Here is a 20,283-nt window from a genome sequence, read left to right on the forward strand (position 1 = left end):
CCCGTGCATCGCCGTCATCGGCCGAACGGCGAGTTTGCATTGTTTGTCAAAGTCGACCGGAACCGGCGCCAATCGACGCGGTCGGCTTGCGTTTTCCGGCCCGATTGACGATCCTACGCACTTTCCGGCCCGCGCCGTTCGTCATGCGCGCAGCCAGCGGCGCCGGGCCGCGTTCGGCCCGACCGCCGTGCCTCCCGGCGCCCGCACGCGATCGGCGTGCAGCGCAGCGGGCAGCCGCATCGCGGGTCGCCGCGTATCGTCCGGCTACCGGCCCCGTCTCACCCGTTCTCCCGGCGCCGTGCCGCTTCCCCGGCCGGCATCCCGAACCCGCCCGCCCAGGGCTTTCGCTATTCCGTTTATGTTTCGTTCCCTGACGACCCTGATCAAGAAGTGGCGCGCGTCGCGCAATGCCGGTCACCAGCTCGATGCGCTGCTCGCGCACGCCGACGCCGACGCGTCGTACGCCGAGCGCAGCGAATGGCTGATCGAGCTCGCGCACTGGCTGCGCCGCAACGGCACGATGCAGGCCGCGCAGGACACCCCGGCCGAGCGCGACGCCGACACGCGCGCGTATCCGGCCCATGCGCGGCTGCGTTACCTGTTCCACGTGCTCGACCGCAACCCCGCCTGGAAAGCGCACGCCGCGCGCATCCTGCGCGGCATCCTGCGCGAGTGCGACGGCATCTCGCTGCTGTGCGACGCCGGCATGCCCGTGCACTCGGGCTTCTTCGGCGCGCTGTTCGAGCGGATCGATTCGTCGCTGATCCCGCCCGCGCCGAACCGCCGCGAGCTGTCGGCGCTGTTCACGCTGATGTTCCCGACGCCGGAAGACGCGAAGTGGATCGACGCGCTGCCCGACGACCTGCTCGCACGCCTCGCCGAACTGATCTCGTTCGACGTCACCGAGGAAGAGCGTCACGAGCCCGGCTCGTTCTCGCGCGACCTGCTGGCCGCACTGCACAACCTGACCTGCCAGGTCAGCTCGACCGGCCTGTCGCAGACGGTGCGCAGCCGGCTGTCCGACGACGACGCGCGCAAGCCGCTCGAATCGCAGCCGTTCTACCGCCTCACGCGCGCGATGCTCGCGGTCGAGACCGCGCACGCGGCCGTCGAGGACGGCGGCGACCCGAGCAAGCTGCTGCACGAGGTGAACTACCTGCGCGTGCTGCTCGACGAATGCCGGATCGCCGTCGACGACGTGTTCTCGCACCTGTACCGCAACGGCGTGTCGGTCGACATCGTGTTCCAGGTCGAGCGGATGCGCATGCGCATCCTGCGTGCGGAAACGCTGCTGAACGCGTGGATGGCGCGCGACGACCTGCGCGGGATGGCACACCTGACGGCCGAGCTCGTCGATGCGAACCAGAACAGCCAGAGCGTCACGCACCTCGTGCGCAGCAACTTTTCGCTGTTCGCGCGCAAGCTCGTCGAGACCAATGCGGACACCGGCGAGCACTACATCTCGCGCGGCCGCGCCGAGTACCTGAAGATGCTGCGGATGGCCGCGGGCGGCGGCCTCGTCACCGTCGTGACCGTCTGCGTGAAGTTCGCGATCACGGGCGCGCACCTGCAATCGATGCTCGAAGGGCTGCTCGCAGGCGTCAACTACGCGGCCAGCTTCATGCTGATGCACTTCCTGCACTTCACGCTCGCGACCAAGCAGCCCGCGATGACCGCGCCGACGCTCGCGCGCGAACTCGACGACACCGGCCACGACGAAGGCGTGAAGGCGTTCGTGTCGTCGGTGATCGCGCTGATCCGTACGCAGGCGGCCGCGATTTCCGGCAACGTGCTCGTCGTGCTGCCCGTGTGCCTGCTCGTGCAACTGTTCGCGGGCAACGTGCTGCACGCGAACCTGATCTCGCCCGAGAAGGCGCATGCGACGCTGCACTCGTTCTCGCTGCTCGGCCCGACGCCGTTCTACGCGGCGCTGACGGGCGTGCTGCTGTGGGCGTCGAGCCTGCTCGCGGGCTGGGCCGACAACTGGTTCGTGCTGCACCGCGTGGGCGACGCGCTCACGTACAACCGCCGCCTGCGCATCACGCTCGGCGCGGCCGGCGCCGCGAAGCTCGCGCACTTCTGCCGGTCGAACGTCGCCGGCGTGGTCGCGAACGTCGGCCTCGGCCTGATGCTCGGCCTGATCCCCGCGATCGTCAGCGTGTTCATGTTCCCGTTCGAGGTGCGTCACGTGACGCTGTCGGCCGGCTCGATCGGGGTCGCGCTCGGCGTGCTCGGCAAGGGGGCGCTGAGTACGCCCGAACTGTGGTGGGCCGCCGCCGGCGTGCTCAGCATGGCGATCCTCAACGTGCTCGTGAGCTTCGCGCTCGCCTTCACGATGGCCGTGCGCTCGCGCAGCCTGCGCCCGACCAAGGTGCGCGCGCTCGTCGCCGCGATCGTCCGCACGGTGCTGTCGAACCCGCTCGCGCTGTTCTGGCCGGCCGGCGGCCAGCCCGCGCGCGCCGGCCAGTCCGGCTCGCACTGAGCCCGCGGCGGCGCGGCGGTGCTTGGCCGGACGCCGCCGCATCGTCGCCCGGCGCGCGAAATCGGCCGCGGCGCCGGCGTCGCTGCGCCGAAACGCCGGCCCCGGCCGCCCGCGCCGCGTACAATAGTGGACTTTTGCACGTCCTCACCGCCTTATGTCCTCGCCCACCCTGTTCGAATTCTTCGCCCCCTGCCCGCGCGGCCTCGAAGCGGCGCTTGCCGCCGAGCTGGCCGAAATCGCCGGCCGCCACCTGAACGGCGCGCCGTTCACCGCGGGCGCGCAGGTGCCGGGCGGCGTCCATTTCAGCGGCGGCTGGGCCGCCGGCATGGCCGCGAACCTCCATTCGCGGATCGCGAGCCGGATCCTGCTCAAGATCGCGCACGGCGCGTACCGCAACGAACAGGACGTCTACGCGCTCGCGCTCGAGCAGCCGTGGGAACGCTGGTTCGCGTCGACGCAGACGCTGCGCATCGACATCACCGCGATCAAGTCGCCGCTGAAAAGCCTGGAATTCACGACGCTGCGCGTGAAAGATGCGATCTGCGACCGGATGCGCGAGAAAACCGGCTCGCGCCCGAGCATCGACACCGGTGCGCCGGACGTGCGCGTTTTTGCGTTCCTGACCGTCAACGAGTGCACGCTGTACCTCGATACGTCGGGCGAGCCGCTGTTCAAGCGCGGCTGGCGCCTCGACAAGGGTGCGGCACCGCTGCGCGAGAACCTCGCGGCCGGCATCCTGCGCCTGACCGGCTGGACGCCCGGCACCGCGCTGTACGACCCGATGTGCGGCAGCGGCACGTTCCTCGCGGAAGCCGCGCAAATCGCGCTCGGCGTGGCGCCCGGCGTCGAACGCCGGTTCGGCTTCGAGAAGCTCAAGCAGTACGACATCACCGCGTGGCAGGGCCTGAAGGTTCCGGCACTGGACGCGAAGCGCGCGGCGCGCGGCAAGCGCAACGACGCGCTCGGCGTGTACGGCAGCGACATCTCCGGCGACATGCTCGAGAAGGCGCGCGCGAACCTCGAGCGCGCGGGCGTGCCGTCGGTATGGCTCAAGCAGGTCGACGCGCGCGGGATGACGCCGCCGTGCGACACGCCAGGCATCATCCTCGCGAACCCGCCGTACGGCGAGCGGATCGAAGTCCGCGGCCGCAGCGCACGCGGCGAGGTGCGCGAAACCGGCCGCAACCGCGGCAACGACGACGCGTTCCGCCGCACGCACACCGACGCGCCGGACAGCGAGTTCTTCAACGTGCTCGGCGATGCGCTGAAGCAGCGCTTCACGGGTTGGCAGGCGTTCCTGCTGACGTCCGACCGTTCGCTGCCGGGCCAGCTGCGGCTGCGCGAATCGGCGAAGACGCCGCTGTTCAACGGTGCGCTCGAATGCCGGCTGTTCCGCTTCGACCTGATCGCCGGCAGCGTGAAGGCGCGCCCGGCCGCGCCGGAAGGGGACGCGTAAGCCGTCCGCACGCGTCCACACGCCACGACGTCCCGGGGGCCGCTATTGCGGCCCCTGTGCTTTTGCGCAGCCGTCAGTGCTTCAAGCCGTCCCGGCGCCCCATCGTGAACCGCAGCGCGTGCCCCGTCTCGAACAGCGGCTTCAGGCTCGGCAGCACGACCGGCCAGCCGCCGCGAATCCCGCGATCCATCTCCGAACCGGGCAGGTCGGCTTCACGATGCCCTCGTGCGGCTCGTCCGGATTGATGACAACTCTACTGACAATACGGTGTCAGCAGCCGGCGCTCACACTGCAATCCCGGCGCAATGCAGGCTGGTTTCCAAACCGACCCCGTATAACAACGCAACAAGGAGCTCGTCATGACGTCCGCAACGGCCACCGCTACCCTCGAACGCGCGATCGCGTGGTTCGACATCCCGTCCCTCGATTTCGAACGCGCGATCCGCTTCTACGAAACCGTGCTGCAAACCACGTTGCAGCGCGAAATCATCGGCGGCGTGCCGATGGCGATATTCGATCGCGATGCGTCGAGCACCGGCGGCAGCATCGTGTTCGATCCGCAGCAGATCAAGCCGAGCGCGAACGGCGTGCTCGTCTACCTGAACGCCGGCGAATCGGTCGTCGCGGCGCTCGAACGCGTGAAGCGCGCGGGCGGCGTCGTGCAGGGCTCGGTCGTCGAGCTACCGAACAACTACGGCTACGTCGGCTACCTGATCGACACCGAAGGCAACCGCGTCGGCCTGCACGCGCCGAAATGCCACTGAGCGCACCGGTCAGCGGGCCGGCGCGGCGCTATCATCGCGAAGTCCCCGTCGCCAGAGGAATCGAGGTGCTGTCATGACCCGTCGTGCCGACCGCCTGTTCCAGATCGCCGAGCTGCTGCGCGGGCGTCGTCTCACGACCGCGCAACAGCTGGCCGACTGGCTGTCGGTGTCGCCGCGCACGGTCTATCGCGACGTGCGCGACCTGCAACTGTCAGGGGTGCCGATCGAAGGCGAAGCCGGCATCGGCTACCGGCTGAACCGCAACGCGAGCCTGCCGCCGCTCACGTTCACGGCCGAGGAGCTTGCGGCGCTCGCCACCGGCGCACGGATGCTCGAGACCTGGGGCGGTGCGCGCTTCGCGAGCGGCGCGCGCTCGGCGCTCGCGAAGATCGCGTCGGCGATGCCGGCCGACAAGCGCACGGCGCTCGACCGCCTGCCCGTGTTCGCGCCGTCGTTTCACATCGACGAGACGTTCTGCGCGAAGGTCGACGCGATCCACCAGGCCATCGACACGCGCCACATCGTCAGCTTCGGCTATCGCGACCGGCTCGGCGCGCATTCGCAACGGCGCGTATGGCCGCTCGGGCTCGTCTACTGGGGCGGGCGCTGGACGATCGGCGCGTGGTGCGAGCTGCGCGACGATTTCCGCACCTTCGACATCGCGCGGATGGGCGACATCACCGTTCACGAGCAGTTTCCGGACATGGAAGGACGGCGGATCGCCGACTACATGCGGATCGCGGAAGCGCCGATGCGCTGACGCGGTACGGCGGCCGGCGCGAGGTTGCGCGCCGCCGCCGTTCGTCCGACGGTGCCGCCGTGCGGCGCCCGCCCTTCCTGCATTACCCGCCGAACACCACCGGCCGCTTCGGCCGCTCGTCGACGTGCAGCGAAAACACGTCGGCCCGCGCGTAGTGGCCGACGACGTCGAAGTCGTAGCGCGCCCGCACCAGTTCGTCGGTATCGATGCGCGCGGTCACGAGCCCGGCCTCGCCGACCAGCGGCTCGGTCAGCAGGTCGCCGAGCGGCCCGACGATCACGCTGCCGCCGCGGATCAGCGGCCGCTCGGGGTCCCAGCCCGGCACGTCGATGCCGAGCGCACGCGGCGACGGCTGCACCTGGCACGCGCTCACGACGAAACAACGCCCTTCATGCGCGATGTGCCGCATCGAGCTCTGCCACAGGTCGCGCTCGTCGACGGTCGGCGCGCACCAGATCTGCACGCCTTTCGCGTACATCGCGCAGCGCAGCAGCGGCATGTGGTTCTCCCAGCAGATCGCGGCACCCGCGCGGCCGGCGGCCGTTTCGACGACGGGGAGCGTCGAGCCGTCGCCCTGCCCCCAGATCAGCCGCTCGGTGCCGGTCGGCATCAGCTTGCGGTGCTTCGCGACGAGCCCGTCGCGCGGATCGAAGAACAGCGCCGTGCAGTACAGCGTGCTGCCGCCGCGCTCGATCACGCCGACCACGAGGCTCGCGCCCGTGCGCTGCGACAGCGCGGCCAGCTCGTCGGTCTCGGGCCCCGGCACGTCGATGGCCTGCGCGGCGTAGCGCGCATACGCGTCGCGGCCTTCGGGCAGCCGGTAGCCGAGCCGCGTGCCGAAGATCTCGCCTTTCGGATAGCCGCCGAGCACGGCCTCGGGCAGCACGACGAGCGACGCGCCGCTGTCGCGGATCGCGGTTTCGTAGCCGAGGATCGTGTCGAGCGTGGCCCGCGTGCCGGCGGGCGATGCACCGATCTGCAATGCGGCAATGACTGACGTGGACATGGTGGCAACTCCGGTGAATGGGATGCCGCCATCTTTATCGATAAGATGTCATCGATCAAATCGATAGAAAGATATGTGTCATGAATACGGATGATATCGCTGGTCTCGACCTGAACCTGCTGAAGGTGTTCGAGGCGCTGTACGAGGAAGGCGGCGCGAGCCGCGCGGCGCTGCGCCTCGACCTCACGCAGTCGGCCGTCAGCGCGGCGCTCGGGCGGCTGCGCGTGATCTACGCCGATCCGCTGTTCGTGCGCACCGGCCGCGGGCTCGCGCCGACGCCGCGCGCGGACGAGCTGAAGCCGATCCTGTCCGACGCGCTCGACCGCTGCCGCGAAAGCCTCGCGATCGCGGCCGATAGCGGCGACCGCGTCGGCCGCACGATCTCGGTCGGGCTGTCGGACGACTTCGAGATCGCGCTCGGCCGCGCGCTGATCGATGCGGTCGCGCGGGAAGCCGCGGGCATCCGGCTGATCTTCCGGCAGACCCACAGCGGCATCGCCGGCGACGCACTGTTGCGGCACGGCGTCGATCTCGCGATCGCGTCGGGCGGGTTCTCGGCGAGCGGGTTGAGCCGGCGCGCGGTCGCGACGGGCGGCTACGCCTGCCTGATCGATCCGGCCGCCCGCAAGCGGCCGCCGCACACGCTGACGCTCGCCGATTTCCTGCGGCGCGACCACCTGCTCGTGTCGTCGGGCGGCGTGATCGGGATCGTCGACGAGGCGCTGGCCGCGCTCGGCCACAAGCGGCGCGTCGCGGCGTCGACCACGCATTTCGCCGCGCTGCCGTACCTGCTCGCGGGCTCCGACGCGATCGCGACGATTCCCGCGCATGCAGCGCACGCGATCGCCCGATCGACGCCGCTGCGCGCGCTCGCTTGCCCGGTCGACCTGCCGCGCTACCCGGTGGAAATCGGCTGGCGCACGAGCACGCAGCGCGACCCGGCGATCGTGCGCGTCCGCGACACGATCGCCGCCTGCGTCGCGCGCCTCGTCGAGCCATGAACGGAGGCACGGCGGCGTTGCCGGCTACGCCGTCGGCGCGTGCCGTGCGGTGTACGCACAACCCCGCGTTGGCGCCGTCTTTCACCCGAGGCGACGGCTGCGGCGCCCCGCTCCGCGCGATCGATCGTGCGCGGATGCCGCACCGGCCCAGCCTGCGTCGCAGCGCGCCGGCGAGACGCAACGCTTACGGGGTCGGATACGTCCAGCGTGACGGCCGGCAGCGTTCAGGCGCAACCGGTAAAATGCCGAACCATGAAACCCGAAATCTGGACCCCGCATGTCACGGTTGCCGCGCTCGTCGAGCACGCCGGCCGCTTTCTCGTGATCGAGGAAGAAACCTCGACGGGCCTGCGCATCAACCAGCCGGCCGGCCATCTCGAGGCCGGCGAAACGCTGGCCGACGCCGTGATCCGCGAAACGCTCGAGGAAACCGCGCACCCGTTCACGCCCGACGCACTCGTCGGCGTCTACCTGGCGCATTACGACCGCCCCGGCACCGCCGGCGCGACCTACCTGCGCTTCACGTTCTGCGGCAAGGCCGGCGAACCGGTCGCGGGCCACGTGCTCGACGAAGGCATCGTCCGCACGCTGTGGATGACGGCCGACGAACTGCGCGCGTGCAGCGAGCGGCATCGCTCGCCCGCGGTGATGCGCTGCGTCGACGACTATCTCGCCGGGCGGCGCATTCCGCTCGATTTCGTGCATACGCATTCGGTCGCGCCGCGCACCGAAGCATTCGAACGTCAGGCGGTCAACAAATGAGCAAGCGCCGTGTGGTAGTGGGCATGTCGGGCGGCGTCGATTCGTCGGTGACCGCGTGGTTGTTGAAGGAACAGGGCTACGACGTGGTCGGCCTGTTCATGAAGAACTGGGAAGACGACGACGACGGCGAATACTGCTCGACGCGCCAGGACTGGATCGACGTCGTGTCGGTGGCCGACCTGATCGGCATCGACGTGGAAGCCGTGAACTTCGCCGCCGAATACAAGGACCGCGTGTTCGCCGAGTTCCTGCGCGAATACTCGGCCGGCCGCACGCCGAACCCGGACGTGCTGTGCAACGCCGAGATCAAGTTCAAGGCGTTCCTCGACCACGCGATGTCGCTCGACGCGGAAATGATCGCGACCGGCCACTATGCGCGCGTGCGCGAGCGCGACGGACGCTTCGAACTGCTGAAGGCCTTCGATCATACGAAAGACCAGTCGTACTTCCTGCACCGGCTGAACCAGGCGCAATTGTCGAAGACGATGTTCCCGCTCGGCGAGATCCCGAAGACGAAGGTGCGCGAGATCGCCGCGCAGATCGGGCTGCCGAACGCGAAGAAGAAGGATTCGACCGGCATCTGCTTCATCGGCGAACGGCCGTTCCGCGACTTCCTGAACCGCTACCTGCCGACGAAGCCCGGCCCGATGAAGACGCCAGACGGCAAGGTGGTCGGCGAGCACATCGGCCTCGCGTTCTACACGTTCGGCCAGCGCAAGGGCATCGGCCTCGGCGGCAGCAAGAGCGGCAGCGGCGAACCGTGGTTCGTCGCCGCGAAGGACATCGCGTCGAACACGCTGTACGTCGTGCAGGGCCACGATCATCCGTGGCTGCTGTCGCGCGAGCTCGTCGCCGGCAACGTGAGCTGGGTCGCCGGCGAGCCGCCGGCCGACGGTTTCGCGTGCGGCGCGAAGACGCGCTACCGGCAGGCCGATGCGGCATGCGCATTCGGCCGGGCCGCGATCGGCACCGCGGCACCGGGCGCGGCAGGCGAAGCGCGCTTCTCGCTCGCATTCGACGACGCGCAGTGGGCCGTCACGCCCGGCCAGTCGGCCGTGCTGTACGACGGCGAGATCTGTCTCGGCGGCGGCATCATCGAATCCGCAGCCACCGGCCAGCCCGGTCGGGCCGCGGCGGCCGGCCACGCGCCGGCTCTCGCCGACGCACGCTGACACATATTCGGTTTAGACTTGCGGCACGCTGCGCCCGGCGGAACATGATTCCGCTGCGGCCGGCGCGCCGCCGCGCAGCGTACGCATGGCGGCATTTCAAGATTCTTACGGAGTCCCCATGCTTTCAAGACGCTACCTCGCGATGTGGTGCGCTGTCCTGCTGCTCGTCGCTGCGGCCGCGCTCGCGTCGGCCCACGTCCTTTCCTGGCTGTGGATCCTCATCCCCGTCGCCCTCGTCGCGCTCGGCGTGTACGACCTGAACCAGGACCGTCACGCGATCCTGCGCAATTACCCGCTCTGGGGCCACTTCCGCTTCCTGTTCGAATTCATCCGACCTGAAATCCGCCAGTATTTCGTCGAGGACGACACCGACGAGAAGCCGTTCTCGCGTGCGCAGCGCAGCCTCGTGTACCAGCGCGCGAAGAACGTCGCCGACAACCGGCCGTACGGCACCGAGCTGAACGTGAAGGCCGTCGCGCACGAATGGATCAGCCACTCGCTTGCGCCGACGAAGCTGCCGAACCACGATTTCCGTATCCGCGTCGGCGCGAATCGCGCGCAACCGTACGACATCTCGATCTTCAACATCTCGGCGATGAGCTTCGGCTCGCTGTCCGCGAACGCGATCCGCTCGCTGAACCTCGGTGCGAAGAAAGGCGGGTTCGCACACGACACCGGCGAAGGCTCGCTGTCGAAGTACCACCGCGAGAACGGCGGCGACATCATCTGGGAAATCGCGTCCGGCTACTTCGGCTGTCGCAACGACGACGGCACCTTCAACCCCGACAAGTTCGCGAAGCAGGCCGCCGATCCGCAGGTCAAGATGATCGAGGTGAAGCTGTCGCAGGGCGCGAAGCCCGGCCACGGCGGCGTGCTGCCGGCCGCGAAGATCACGCCGGAAATCGCCGAGACGCGCGGCGTGCCGATGGGCAAGGACTGCATCTCGCCCGCGACGCATTCGGAGTTCTCGACGCCGCGCGGGCTGCTCGAATTCGTCGACCGGCTGCGCACGCTGTCGGGCGGCAAGCCGACCGGCTTCAAGCTGTGCATCGGCCATCCGTGGGAATTCTTCGGCATTGCGAAGGCGATGATCGAGACCGGCATCGTGCCCGACTTCATCGTCGTCGACGGCGCGGAAGGCGGCACCGGCGCGGCGCCGCTCGAATTCACCGACCACGTCGGCGTGCCGCTGCAGGAAGGGCTGCTGCTCGTGCACAACACGCTCGTCGGGATCGGCGTGCGCGACCGCGTGAAGATCGGTGCGAGCGGCAAGATCATCACGGCGTTCGACATCGCCCGCACGCTCGCGATCGGCGCGGACTGGGTGAACTCGGCGCGCGGCTTCATGTTCGCGGTCGGCTGCATCCAGGCGCAGCATTGCCACACCGACCGCTGCCCGACCGGCGTCGCGACGCAGGACCCGGTGCGCCAGCGCGCGCTCGTCGTGCCCGACAAGGCCGAGCGCGTGTACAACTTCCACCGCAATACGCTGCATGCGCTGCAGGAACTCGTGCAGGCAGCCGGCCTCGGGCATCCGTCCGAGCTGCGCGCGCATCACATCGTGCAGCGGGTTGCACCGCACGAGGTGCGGCTGATGTCGCAGCTGCTGAAGTACCTGAAGCCCGGCGCGCTGCTCGACGGCCGGACGTGCGGCTTCTCGCTGTACGACAAGTGGTGGCCCATCGCGCGCAGCGATTCGTTCACGCTCGGCGAAGCCGTGTACGCTTCGATCGAGTGACGCGCGGCCGCCCCGCTCCGGCGGCGGCCTGTTCGGCAAAAAGAAAAGCGCCCTGCGGGGCGCTTTTCTTTTGTCTGCCGAATGCGTGAATTCGAACGCCGCGGCTCAGGTCTGCGGCAGCGTATCGGCGAACGATTGCCGCTGCTGCAGCTTCACGAAATGCTTGTCGAGGTTCGGGTGGCGATCGCGCCAGTTGAGCTCGGGCATCCGGAAATCGAGATAGCCGAGCGCGCAGCCGAGTGCGATGTCGGCGAGCGTGTAATGATTACCGACGCACCACGTCTTGCCGCCAAGGCCCTGCGACATCGCGACGAGCGCGTCGTCGATCTTGCGCTGCTGGCGCGCGATCCAGCTCGCGCTGCGCTGCGCTTCTTCCCGCAGCGTGTGTTCGAGACGGATCGCGACGGCTGCGTCGAGGACGCCGTCGCCCAGCGCTTCCCAGCAACGGACCTCGACGCGCTCGCGGCCCGATGGCGGAATCAGTTTGCCGACCGGCGACAGCGTATCGACGTATTCGCAGATCACGCGGGAATCGAACACCGCGGCACCATCCTCCATCACGAGGCACGGGACCTTGCCGAGCGGATTCGAAGCATGAATATCCGTCTCCGGCGCCCACACGTCCTCGAGCTCCAGCTTGTAGTCGATCTTCTTTTCAGCAAGCACGATCCGCGCCTTGCGGACGTACGGGCTGCCGAGCGAACCGATTAATTTCATCATCTGCCTTTTTTGGGGAACCGCCGAGAGTATACGTTGTCGCCGATCATAACCGGCCAGCATCGCGTGACAGAAAATCGCCCGTCCGGCCTGTGGATGGATTGCAACAACCGCCGCGCGGGCCTTCCGGCGCGGCTTGCCGCCCCTCTTTCACGCACGGCGTCGCGCGGCGCTACAATCGCACGATGAATGCGCCCATCGATACCGCCATCGCCGTCGACGTCTACCGCCAGCGCCGTGAACGCGTGCTTGCCGCACTGCGTGCCGCGGGCGGCGGCGTCGCCATCGTTCCCACCGCGCCGGAACTGCTGCGCAACCGCGATACGGCCTACCCGTACCGGTTCGACAGCTACTTCCACTACCTGACGGGCTTCACCGAGCCGGACGCCGTGCTCGTGCTGAACGCGGCCGCGCCGCACGGCGCGCCGGAGTCGATCCTGTTCTGCCGCGGCAAGAATGTCGATCGCGAGATCTGGGAGGGCTTTCACTACGGACCCGACGCCGCGCGCGACGCGTTCGGTTTCGACGCGGCATTCGCAGTCGACGTGATCGACACCGAGATGCCGCGCCTGCTCGCCGACGCGGGCACCGTGCACTACCGGTTCGGTGCATCGGCCGATTTCGACCGCCAGCTCGCGGGCTGGATCGACGCGGTGCGCGCGCTGGCACGCACGGGCGTCGCCGCGCCGGACGCACTGCTCGACCTCACGCCGCTGCTCGACGACATGCGGCTCGTGAAGGACGAACACGAACTCGCGATCATGATGCGCGCCGCGCACATCTCCGCGCTCGCGCATCGCCGCGCGATGCAGGTGTGCCGCCCCGGCATCCGCGAATACGAACTCGAGGCCGAGCTGCTGTACCTGTTCCGCAAGCACGGTGCGCAGTCGCCGGCGTACGGCTCGATCGTCGCGGCCGGCGCGAATGCGTGCGTGCTGCACTACCCGGCCGGCAACGCGGCCGCGCGGGACGGCGACCTGATCCTGATCGACGCCGCGTGCGAACTCGACGGCTATGCGTCGGACATCACGCGCACGTTCCCGGCCAACGGGCGCTTCTCGCCCGCGCAGCGCACGCTGTACGACATCGTGCTCGCCGCGCAGCAGGCGGCGATCGATGCGACGCGCGCGGGCGTGCCGTTCGAGGCGCCGCACGATGCGGCCGTGCGCGTGCTCGCGCAGGGGCTGCTCGACACCGGCATCATCCCGAAGGCGCGCTTCTCGTCGGTCGACGACGTGATCGCCGAGCGCGCGTACACGCGCTTCTACATGCACCGCACGGGCCACTGGCTCGGGATGGACGTGCACGACTGCGGCGACTACCGCGAGCGGCTCGCCGAACGCGACGGCAACGGCGCGCTGCCATGGCGCACGCTGAAGCCCGGCATGACGCTCACGGTCGAGCCCGGCCTGTACGTGCGTGCGGCCGACGACGTGCCGCCCGAGTACTGGAACATCGGCATCCGCATCGAGGACGACGCGATCGTGCGCGAGCACGGCTGCGAACTGATCACGCGCGGCGTGCCGGTCGACGCCGACGAGATCGAAGCGCTGATGCGCGCGGGCGCATGACCGGCCGCCGACCGTTACCACCGTTTCACGAATCAAGATGACGACCGCTTCCTCCCCGGCCACGCCGGACTACGACCTCGCCATCGTCGGCGCGGGCCCCGTCGGGCTCGCACTCGCCGGCTGGCTCGCACGCCGCAGCGCGACGCAGCACGCATCGATCGCGCTGATCGATGCGCGCGAACCGGCCGCGAGCGCGAACGACCCGCGCGCGATCGCGGTGTCGCACGGCAGCCGCGTGCTGCTCGACACGCTCGCGTGGCCCGCCGACGCGACACCGATCGAACATATCCATGTATCGCAGCGCGGCCATTTCGGCCGCACGCTGATCGACCGCGACGAACACGACCTCGCCGCGCTCGGCTATGTCGTGCGCTACGGCTCGATCGTGCAGGCGCTCGCGGGCGCCGTGCGGAACACGCGCGTCGACTGGCTCACGTCGACCACCGCGCGCGCGCCGCAGCAGGACACGGACGGCGTCACGCTGACGCTCGACGGCCAGCAGGGCGAACGCACGCTGCGCGCGCGGATCGTCATCAATGCCGAAGGCGGGTTGTTCCACGAACAGCAGGCCGATACGACCAAGCATCGTCGCGACTACGGGCAGACCGCGCTCGTCGGCACGGTCACGGTATCGGCGCCGCGCCCGAACGTCGCGTGGGAACGCTTCACGCATGAAGGCCCGCTCGCGCTGCTGCCGCTCGGCGGTCCGCGCCAGGCCGACTACTCGCTCGTCTGGTGCTGCACGCCCGACGAAGCGGCACGGCGTGCCGCGCTGCCCGACGACGCGTTCCTGCGCGAGCTCGGCAGCGCGTTCGGCGCACGCATGGGCGACTTCGTCGCCATTGCCGGCCGCGCGTCTTTCCCGCTCGGCCTGAATGCCGCGCAAACCCTGGTCAACGGCCGCGTCGCGATCGTCGGCAATGCCGCGCAAACCCTGCACCCCGTCGCGGGCCAGGGGCTCAACCTCGGGCTGCGCGATGCGCATACGCTCGTCGACACGCTGTCCGCGCAAGGCTTCGAAGCGACCGCGCTCGCTACCTTCAACGCGCGCCGCGCGCTCGACCGGCGCTTCACGATCGGTGCAACCGACACGCTGGCGCGGCTGTTTACGATCGATTCGGGCCCGCTTCCGCTGCTGCGCGGCGCGGCGCTCACCGCGCTCGAATTCGTGCCGCCACTCAAGAAGGCAATCGCGCGCCAGATGATGTTCGGCCAGCGCAACTGACGCGCGGGCGCGCCGCGTGATGCGCGCGCGCAGGCCAGGCAAACCGGGTCAAATCGGCGGGGCATGGGAATACGGTAAAATGCGCGTTTCCGTCTTCCCTTCCCCTGCCCGCGCCGGTCGCGGGCGGCGCCATTGCGATGCCCGTTATCGGCCCTCACGTATTGCGTAACAACCTGTTCGTCGCCCCGATGGCCGGCGTGACGGATCGTCCGTTCCGCCAGCTCTGCAAGCGGCTGGGCGCCGGTTACGCCGTGTCCGAGATGGTCGCGTCCAACGCGCAGCTGTGGAAAAGCGCGAAGACGATGCGGCGCGCGAACCACGAAGGCGAAGTCGAGCCGATCGCGGTGCAGATCGCCGGCGCCGATCCGGCGATGATGGCCGAAGCGGCCCGCTACAACGTCGACAACGGCGCGCAGATCATCGACATCAACATGGGCTGCCCGGCGAAAAAGGTCTGCAACGTCGCGGCCGGCTCCGCGCTGCTGCAGAACGAGCCGCTCGTGCAGCGGATCGTCGAGGCCGTCGTCGCGGCAGTCGGCACGGGGCCCGATGCGGTGCCCGTCACGCTGAAGATCCGCACCGGCTGGGACCGCGAACACAAGAACGCGATCACGGTCGCGCGCCTGGCCGAAGCCGCCGGCATCTCGATGCTCACCGTGCACGGCCGCACGCGCGCCGACCTGTACCGCGGCGATGCCGAGTACGACACCATCGCGGCCGTGAAGGCGGCCGTACGGATTCCGGTCGTTGCGAACGGCGACATCACGTCGCCCGCGAAAGCGAAGGCCGTGCTCGATGCAACCGGTGCCGACGCGCTGATGATCGGTCGTGCCGCGCAAGGCCGGCCGTGGCTGTTCCGCGAAATCGATCATTTCCTGCAAACCGGCGAGCTGCTGCCCCCGCCGCTGATCGACGAGATCCAGCACGTGATGAACGAACACCTGGAAGACCACTACGCTTTCTATGGTGAATTCACGGGTGTCCGTACTGCGCGCAAGCACATCGGCTGGTACACTCGCGGCCTTTCCGGTGCCAACGGGTTCCGGCACAGGATGAACACGCTCGATTCCTCCCGCGAGCAGCTCGCCGCCGTCAATGCCTTCTTCGAGGCGCAAAAGGCGGTGTCGGACCACCTCGTCTACGTCGATGACGAAGAGGGAAACGGCCAGCGCGAGTCGGACGACCATAACCAGTTAGCAGCATGAGCAAGCACAACATCGAACAATGTGTCCGCGAGAGCCTGGACGTGTATTTCCGGGATCTAGACGGCTCCAATCCGCACGACGTCTATGAAATGGTGATGTCCTGCGTCGAAAAGCCGATGCTCGAGGTCGTGCTCGTACAGGCAGGCGGCAACCAGTCGCTCGCCGCGGAGTACCTCGGCATCAATCGCAATACGCTGCGCAAGAAGCTGCAGCAGCACGGCCTGCTGTAGGCAGCCGTCCCGTCCCCGTTTCCCTGGCTATTGGTGGTTCCATCATGATCAAGCAAGCGCTCATTTCCGTTTCCGACAAGACCGGCATCGTCGACTTCGCGAAGTCGCTGTCCGACCTCGGCGTCAAGCTGCTGTCGACGGGCGGCACCGCGAAACTCCTCGCCGACGCCGGCCTGCCCGTTACCGAAGTGGCCGATTACACGGGCTTTCCGGAAATGCTCGATGGGCGCGTGAAGACGCTCCACCCGAAGGTGCACGGCGGCATCCTCGCCCGCCGCGACCTGCCCGAGCACATGCAGGCGCTGGAGCAGCACGGCATCCCGACGATCGATCTGCTCGTCGTGAACCTGTACCCGTTCGTCGCGACGATCGCGAAGGACGACTGCACGCTCGCCGACGCGATCGAGAACATCGACATCGGCGGCCCGACGATGCTGCGCTCGGCCGCGAAGAACCACCGCGACGTGACGGTCGTCGTCGATCCGGCCGACTACGCGGTCGTGCTCGATGAAATGAAGGCGAACGGCAATACGGTCGGCTATCCGACCAACTTCCGCCTCGCGACGAAGGTGTTCGCGCACACCGCGCAATACGACGGCGCGATCACGAACTACCTGACGAGCCTGACCGACGAGCTGAAGCACGCGTCGCGCAGCGCGTACCCGGCCACGCTGAACCTGGCGTTCGACAAGGTGCAGGACCTGCGCTACGGCGAGAACCCGCACCAGAGCGCCGCGTTCTACCGCGACCTCGCGACGCCGGCCGGCGCACTGGCGAACTACCGCCAGCTGCAGGGCAAGGAACTGTCGTACAACAACATCGCGGATTCGGACGCGGCGTGGGAATGCGTGAAGACGTTCGACGCGCCGGCCTGCGTGATCATCAAGCACGCGAACCCGTGCGGCGTCGCGGTCGGCAACGACTCGGCCGACGCGTACGCGAAGGCGTTCCAGACGGATCCGACTTCCGCCTTCGGCGGCATCATCGCGTTCAACCGCGAAGTCGACGAAGCGGCCGCGCAGGCTGTCGCGAAGCAGTTCGTCGAAGTGCTGATCGCCCCGTCGTTCTCCGACGCCGCGAAGCAGGTGTTCGCCGCGAAGCAGAACGTGCGCCTGCTCGAAATCGCGCTGGGCGACGGCCATAACGCATTCGACCTGAAGCGCGTGGGCGGCGGCCTGCTCGTGCAGTCGCTCGACTCGCGCAACGTGCAGCCGAGCGAACTGCGCGTCGTCACGAAGCGCCAGCCGACCGCGAAGGAAATGGACGACCTGCTGTTCGCATGGCGCGTCGCGAAGTACGTGAAGTCGAACGCGATCGTGTTCTGCGGCAACGGCATGACGCTCGGCGTCGGCGCCGGCCAGATGAGCCGCGTCGATTCCGCGCGCATCGCCAGCATCAAGGCGCAGAACGCGGGCCTCACGCTGGCCGGTTCGGCGGTCGCGTCGGATGCGTTCTTCCCGTTCCGCGACGGCCTCGACGTCGTCGTGGCGGCCGGCGCGACCTGCGTGATCCAGCCGGGCGGCTCGATGCGCGACGACGAAGTGATCGCGGCAGCCGACGAGCACGGCATCGCGATGGTCCTGACGGGCGTGCGCCACTTCCGTCACTGATCGGATGCAGCCCGCGCGGCTGCAGCATGAAAGCCCGGCGACGGTGCACGAGCTGCACCCGCCGGGTTTTTCATTGCGCGGCGCCTTTGCACGCAACCGTGCGGCCGGCGCGTCGCGCCAATCGTTGTAGTATCGCTGCATCAGGCAATTCTCCTCACTCATGCGAATTCTCGGCATCGACCCCGGCCTGCGCGTCACCGGCTTCGGCGTCATCGACGTCAGCGGCCACCGGCTCGCCTATGTCACGAGCGGCGTGATCCGCACACCGACGGCCGACCTGGCCACCCGGCTCGGCACGATCTTCCAGGGCGTCTCGACGATCGTGCGCGAACATGCGCCCGACCAGGCCGCGATCGAACAGGTGTTCGTCAACGTGAACCCGCAGTCGACGCTGCTGCTCGGCCAGGCGCGCGGCGCCGCGATTTGCGGCCTCGTCGCGGGCGGCCTGCCGGTTGCCGAATACACGGCGCTGCAACTGAAGCAGGCGGTGGTCGGCTACGGCCGCGCGACCAAGACGCAGATGCAGGAAATGGTCACGCGCCTGCTCAGCCTTTCCGGCCAGCCGGGCTCGGACGCGGCCGACGCGCTCGGGATGGCGATCTGCCATGCACACAGCGGCAATACGCTCGGCACGATCAGCGGCCTCGCGCCGGCGCTCGCGAAGAAAGGGCTGCGCGTGCGGCGCGGGCGGCTCGTCGGCTGACGCCCGCGTGCGCGGCGCAACCTCGGGCATCGCTTCGGCCTGACGGCCAGGCCCATCGGCATTGCGCCGCGCGTGCGCTACACTCGCGCTTTATTCCTCTCGCCTCGCCTTCCATGATCGGTCGCATCGCCGGCATCCTGCTCGAAAAGAATCCGCCTCATCTGCTCGTCGACTGCAACGGCGTCGGCTACGAAATCGACGTGCCGATGAGCACCTTCTACAACCTGCCGCAGACGGGCGAGCGCATCGTGCTGCTCACGCAGCAGATCGTCCGCGAGGACGCGCACCTGCTGTACGGCTTCCTGACGCCGCAGGAACGCACGACCTTCCGCGAGCTGCTGAAGATCACCGGCATCGGCGCGCGCATGGCGCTCGCCGTGCTGTCCGGCATGAGCGTGCAGGAGCTCGCGCAGGCCGTGACGATGCAGGACGCCGCACGCCTCACGCGCCTGCCCGGCATCGGCAAGAAGACGGCCGAGCGCCTGCTGCTCGAGCTGAAGGGCAAGCTCGGCGCCGACCTCGGTGCGCTCGCCGGCGCCGCGTCGCCGTCCGACCACGCGACCGACATCCTCAACGCGCTGCTCGCGCTCGGCTACTCCGAGAAGGAAGGCCTCGCCGCGATCAAGAACGTGCCGGCCGGCACCGGCGTGTCCGAAGGCATCAAGCTCGCGCTGAAGGCGCTGTCGAAGGCGTAACGCGCGGCTCGCCCGGCCGTCGAAGCCAGTGTCGCGCGGCGCCGCACCGCCCGCCAGTCGGCCGTTCGGCCAGGTTGGCCGGAACGCGTCGCGCGGTACAATGGCCGCATGATTGAAACCGACAAACTCGCCACCGAGCAGCGGATCATCGCCGCCACGCCCGCCTCGTCGCACGAGGAGGTGTTCGAACGTGCGCTGCGGCCGCGCCAGCTCGACGACTACGTCGGCCAGGAAAAGGTGCGCGGCCAGCTCGAGATCTTCATCGAAGCCGCGAAGCGCCGCTCCGAGCCGCTCGACCACGTGCTGCTGTTCGGGCCGCCGGGTCTCGGCAAGACGACGCTCGCGCACATCATCGCGCGCGAAATGGGCGTGAACCTGCGCCAGACGTCGGGCCCCGTGCTCGAACGCGCGGGCGATCTCGCCGCGCTGCTGACGAACCTCGAAGCCAACGACGTATTGTTCATCGACGAGATCCACCGGCTGTCGCCGGTCGTCGAGGAAATCCTGTATCCGGCACTCGAGGATTACCAGATCGACATCATGATCGGCGAAGGTCCGGCCGCGCGCAGCGTGAAGCTCGACCTGCAGCCGTTCACGCTGGTCGGCGCAACCACCCGCGCGGGGATGCTCACCAACCCGCTGCGCGACCGTTTCGGGATCGTCGCGCGGCTCGAGTTCTACGATGCCGATCAACTGTCGCGCATCGTGCGGCGCTCGGCTTCGCTGCTGAATGCGCAGATCGATCCGAACGGCGCGCTGGAAATCGCGAAGCGCTCGCGCGGCACGCCGCGGATCGCGAACCGGCTGCTGCGCCGCGTGCGCGATTTCGCGGAAGTGAAGGCCGACGGCCAGATCACGGCAGCCGTGGCCGACGCCGCGCTCGCGATGCTCGACGTCGATCCGGTCGGCTTCGACCTGATGGACCGCAAGCTGCTCGAAGCGATCCTCTACAAGTTCGACGGCGGCCCGGTCGGCATCGACAACCTTGCGGCCGCGATCGGCGAGGAGCGCGACACGATCGAGGACGTGCTCGAACCGTACCTGATCCAGCAGGGCTTCCTGCAGCGCACGCCACGCGGGCGCGTCGCGACGCTGCTCACGTATCGCCACTTCGGGCTGTCGGTGCCCGACGCCCGTCGCACCGAACGCGACGAATGGGACACGCCCGACGGGAAATAGCCCCGTC

18 protein-coding genes are annotated in these 20,283 nt (G+C 68.7%); 16 read left to right on the forward strand and 2 right to left on the reverse strand.

Annotation, left to right across the window (positions count from 1 at the left end):
- Positions 1–358 precede the first annotated feature (358 nt).
- From DIE03_RS08970 to DIE03_RS08985, 4 genes are all read left to right on the forward strand, one after another.
- On the forward strand, positions 359–2,482 hold the full coding sequence (locus DIE03_RS08970) for a site-specific recombinase (protein ID WP_124449446.1): 2,124 nt from the start codon (positions 359–361) through the stop codon (positions 2,480–2,482).
- Positions 2,483–2,636: 154 nt separating this feature from the next.
- On the forward strand, positions 2,637–3,938 hold the full coding sequence (locus tag DIE03_RS08975) for a class I SAM-dependent RNA methyltransferase (protein WP_124449448.1): 1,302 nt from the start codon (positions 2,637–2,639) through the stop codon (positions 3,936–3,938).
- Positions 3,939–4,297: 359 nt separating this feature from the next.
- A complete protein-coding gene (locus tag DIE03_RS08980) occupies positions 4,298–4,702 on the forward strand; it encodes a VOC family protein (RefSeq protein WP_124449450.1) in 405 nt (134 codons plus the stop codon).
- Positions 4,703–4,775: 73 nt separating this feature from the next.
- On the forward strand, positions 4,776–5,462 hold the full coding sequence (locus DIE03_RS08985; protein WP_034182756.1) for a YafY family protein: 687 nt from the start codon (positions 4,776–4,778) through the stop codon (positions 5,460–5,462).
- 82 nt (positions 5,463–5,544) lie between these two features.
- Here DIE03_RS08985 and DIE03_RS08990 read toward each other — a convergent pair whose 3' ends face one another.
- Positions 5,545–6,468 (reverse strand): carbon-nitrogen hydrolase family protein, encoded by a 924-nt coding sequence (locus DIE03_RS08990; protein WP_124449452.1) that lies wholly within the window; start codon positions 6,466–6,468, stop codon positions 5,545–5,547.
- A gap of 80 nt (positions 6,469–6,548) precedes the next feature.
- Here DIE03_RS08990 and DIE03_RS08995 point away from each other — a divergent pair, with 80 nt between their 5' ends.
- The 4 genes from DIE03_RS08995 to DIE03_RS09010 all read left to right on the forward strand — a co-directional run bounded on the left by DIE03_RS08995 (position 6,549) and on the right by DIE03_RS09010 (position 11,141).
- A complete protein-coding gene (locus DIE03_RS08995; protein WP_124449454.1) occupies positions 6,549–7,469 on the forward strand; it encodes a LysR family transcriptional regulator in 921 nt (306 codons plus the stop codon).
- Between the two features lie 252 nt (positions 7,470–7,721).
- On the forward strand, positions 7,722–8,231 hold the full coding sequence (locus tag DIE03_RS09000; RefSeq protein ID WP_124449456.1) for an NUDIX hydrolase: 510 nt from the start codon (positions 7,722–7,724) through the stop codon (positions 8,229–8,231).
- Positions 8,228–9,403 (forward strand): tRNA 2-thiouridine(34) synthase MnmA, encoded by a 1,176-nt coding sequence (gene mnmA / locus DIE03_RS09005; protein ID WP_124449458.1) that lies wholly within the window; start codon positions 8,228–8,230, stop codon positions 9,401–9,403. The genes DIE03_RS09000 and mnmA overlap by 4 nt, the downstream gene beginning before the upstream one ends.
- Positions 9,404–9,521: 118 nt before the next feature.
- Positions 9,522–11,141 carry an FMN-binding glutamate synthase family protein gene (locus DIE03_RS09010; RefSeq protein WP_124449460.1) on the forward strand — a complete coding sequence of 540 codons (1,620 nt, stop codon included), beginning with the start codon at positions 9,522–9,524 and terminating at the stop codon, positions 11,139–11,141.
- 105 nt (positions 11,142–11,246) lie between these two features.
- On the opposite strand, the gene DIE03_RS09015 is transcribed toward DIE03_RS09010, so the two are convergent.
- On the reverse strand, positions 11,247–11,861 hold the full coding sequence (locus tag DIE03_RS09015; protein ID WP_124449462.1) for a glutathione S-transferase family protein: 615 nt from the start codon (positions 11,859–11,861) through the stop codon (positions 11,247–11,249).
- 182 nt (positions 11,862–12,043) lie between these two features.
- Between DIE03_RS09015 and DIE03_RS09025 the strand changes: the two genes are divergently transcribed.
- The 8 genes from DIE03_RS09025 (at position 12,044) to ruvB (ending at position 20,276) form a co-directional block, all read left to right on the forward strand.
- Entirely contained in the window at positions 12,044–13,429 is a 1,386-nt protein-coding gene (locus DIE03_RS09025; RefSeq protein WP_124449463.1) for an aminopeptidase P N-terminal domain-containing protein, read from the forward strand.
- A 37-nt stretch (positions 13,430–13,466) separates the two neighbouring features.
- Complete coding sequence (locus tag DIE03_RS09030; RefSeq protein WP_124449465.1) at positions 13,467–14,654, forward strand: UbiH/UbiF/VisC/COQ6 family ubiquinone biosynthesis hydroxylase; 1,188 nt, start codon at positions 13,467–13,469, stop codon at positions 14,652–14,654.
- A gap of 137 nt (positions 14,655–14,791) precedes the next feature.
- On the forward strand, positions 14,792–15,859 hold the full coding sequence (dusB, locus tag DIE03_RS09040; protein ID WP_124449469.1) for a tRNA dihydrouridine synthase DusB: 1,068 nt from the start codon (positions 14,792–14,794) through the stop codon (positions 15,857–15,859).
- Positions 15,856–16,089, forward strand: coding sequence for a Fis family transcriptional regulator (locus DIE03_RS09045; RefSeq protein WP_006476892.1), 234 nt, complete (start codon positions 15,856–15,858; stop codon positions 16,087–16,089). The genes dusB and DIE03_RS09045 overlap by 4 nt, the downstream gene beginning before the upstream one ends.
- A gap of 44 nt (positions 16,090–16,133) precedes the next feature.
- Positions 16,134–17,699, forward strand: coding sequence for a bifunctional phosphoribosylaminoimidazolecarboxamide formyltransferase/IMP cyclohydrolase (gene purH, locus DIE03_RS09050; protein WP_124449471.1), 1,566 nt, complete (start codon positions 16,134–16,136; stop codon positions 17,697–17,699).
- Positions 17,700–17,859: 160 nt separating this feature from the next.
- Positions 17,860–18,402 carry a crossover junction endodeoxyribonuclease RuvC gene (gene ruvC, locus DIE03_RS09055; RefSeq protein ID WP_124449473.1) on the forward strand — a complete coding sequence of 181 codons (543 nt, stop codon included), beginning with the start codon at positions 17,860–17,862 and terminating at the stop codon, positions 18,400–18,402.
- A 113-nt stretch (positions 18,403–18,515) separates the two neighbouring features.
- Positions 18,516–19,097 carry a Holliday junction branch migration protein RuvA gene (gene ruvA / locus DIE03_RS09060; RefSeq protein WP_031402135.1) on the forward strand — a complete coding sequence of 194 codons (582 nt, stop codon included), beginning with the start codon at positions 18,516–18,518 and terminating at the stop codon, positions 19,095–19,097.
- A gap of 108 nt (positions 19,098–19,205) precedes the next feature.
- Entirely contained in the window at positions 19,206–20,276 is a 1,071-nt protein-coding gene (ruvB, locus tag DIE03_RS09065; RefSeq protein WP_124449475.1) for a Holliday junction branch migration DNA helicase RuvB, read from the forward strand.
- The last annotated feature ends 7 nt before the right edge of the window (positions 20,277–20,283 follow it).

The organism is Burkholderia sp. Bp8992 (genome assembly GCF_003853705.1).
GTDB lineage: Bacteria > Pseudomonadota > Gammaproteobacteria > Burkholderiales > Burkholderiaceae > Burkholderia.

What these genes read in the sequence shown, in the direction of transcription:
- DIE03_RS08970 (WP_124449446.1), top strand. Translation starts at nt 359, where the DNA reads ATGTTTCGTTCCCTGACGACCCTGATCAAGAAGTGGCGCGCGTCGCGC.
- DIE03_RS08975 (WP_124449448.1), top strand. Translation starts at nt 2,637, where the DNA reads ATGTCCTCGCCCACCCTGTTCGAATTCTTCGCCCCCTGCCCGCGCGGC.
- DIE03_RS08980 (WP_124449450.1), top strand. Translation starts at nt 4,298, where the DNA reads ATGACGTCCGCAACGGCCACCGCTACCCTCGAACGCGCGATCGCGTGG.
- DIE03_RS08985 (WP_034182756.1), top strand. Translation starts at nt 4,776, where the DNA reads ATGACCCGTCGTGCCGACCGCCTGTTCCAGATCGCCGAGCTGCTGCGC.
- DIE03_RS08990 (WP_124449452.1), bottom strand. Translation starts at nt 6,468, where the DNA reads ATGTCCACGTCAGTCATTGCCGCATTGCAGATCGGTGCATCGCCCGCC.
- DIE03_RS08995 (WP_124449454.1), top strand. Translation starts at nt 6,549, where the DNA reads ATGAATACGGATGATATCGCTGGTCTCGACCTGAACCTGCTGAAGGTG.
- DIE03_RS09000 (WP_124449456.1), top strand. Translation starts at nt 7,722, where the DNA reads ATGAAACCCGAAATCTGGACCCCGCATGTCACGGTTGCCGCGCTCGTC.
- mnmA (WP_124449458.1), top strand. Translation starts at nt 8,228, where the DNA reads ATGAGCAAGCGCCGTGTGGTAGTGGGCATGTCGGGCGGCGTCGATTCG.
- DIE03_RS09010 (WP_124449460.1), top strand. Translation starts at nt 9,522, where the DNA reads ATGCTTTCAAGACGCTACCTCGCGATGTGGTGCGCTGTCCTGCTGCTC.
- DIE03_RS09015 (WP_124449462.1), bottom strand. Translation starts at nt 11,861, where the DNA reads ATGATGAAATTAATCGGTTCGCTCGGCAGCCCGTACGTCCGCAAGGCG.
- DIE03_RS09025 (WP_124449463.1), top strand. Translation starts at nt 12,044, where the DNA reads ATGAATGCGCCCATCGATACCGCCATCGCCGTCGACGTCTACCGCCAG.
- DIE03_RS09030 (WP_124449465.1), top strand. Translation starts at nt 13,467, where the DNA reads ATGACGACCGCTTCCTCCCCGGCCACGCCGGACTACGACCTCGCCATC.
- dusB (WP_124449469.1), top strand. Translation starts at nt 14,792, where the DNA reads ATGCCCGTTATCGGCCCTCACGTATTGCGTAACAACCTGTTCGTCGCC.
- DIE03_RS09045 (WP_006476892.1), top strand. Translation starts at nt 15,856, where the DNA reads ATGAGCAAGCACAACATCGAACAATGTGTCCGCGAGAGCCTGGACGTG.
- purH (WP_124449471.1), top strand. Translation starts at nt 16,134, where the DNA reads ATGATCAAGCAAGCGCTCATTTCCGTTTCCGACAAGACCGGCATCGTC.
- ruvC (WP_124449473.1), top strand. Translation starts at nt 17,860, where the DNA reads ATGCGAATTCTCGGCATCGACCCCGGCCTGCGCGTCACCGGCTTCGGC.
- ruvA (WP_031402135.1), top strand. Translation starts at nt 18,516, where the DNA reads ATGATCGGTCGCATCGCCGGCATCCTGCTCGAAAAGAATCCGCCTCAT.
- ruvB (WP_124449475.1), top strand. Translation starts at nt 19,206, where the DNA reads ATGATTGAAACCGACAAACTCGCCACCGAGCAGCGGATCATCGCCGCC.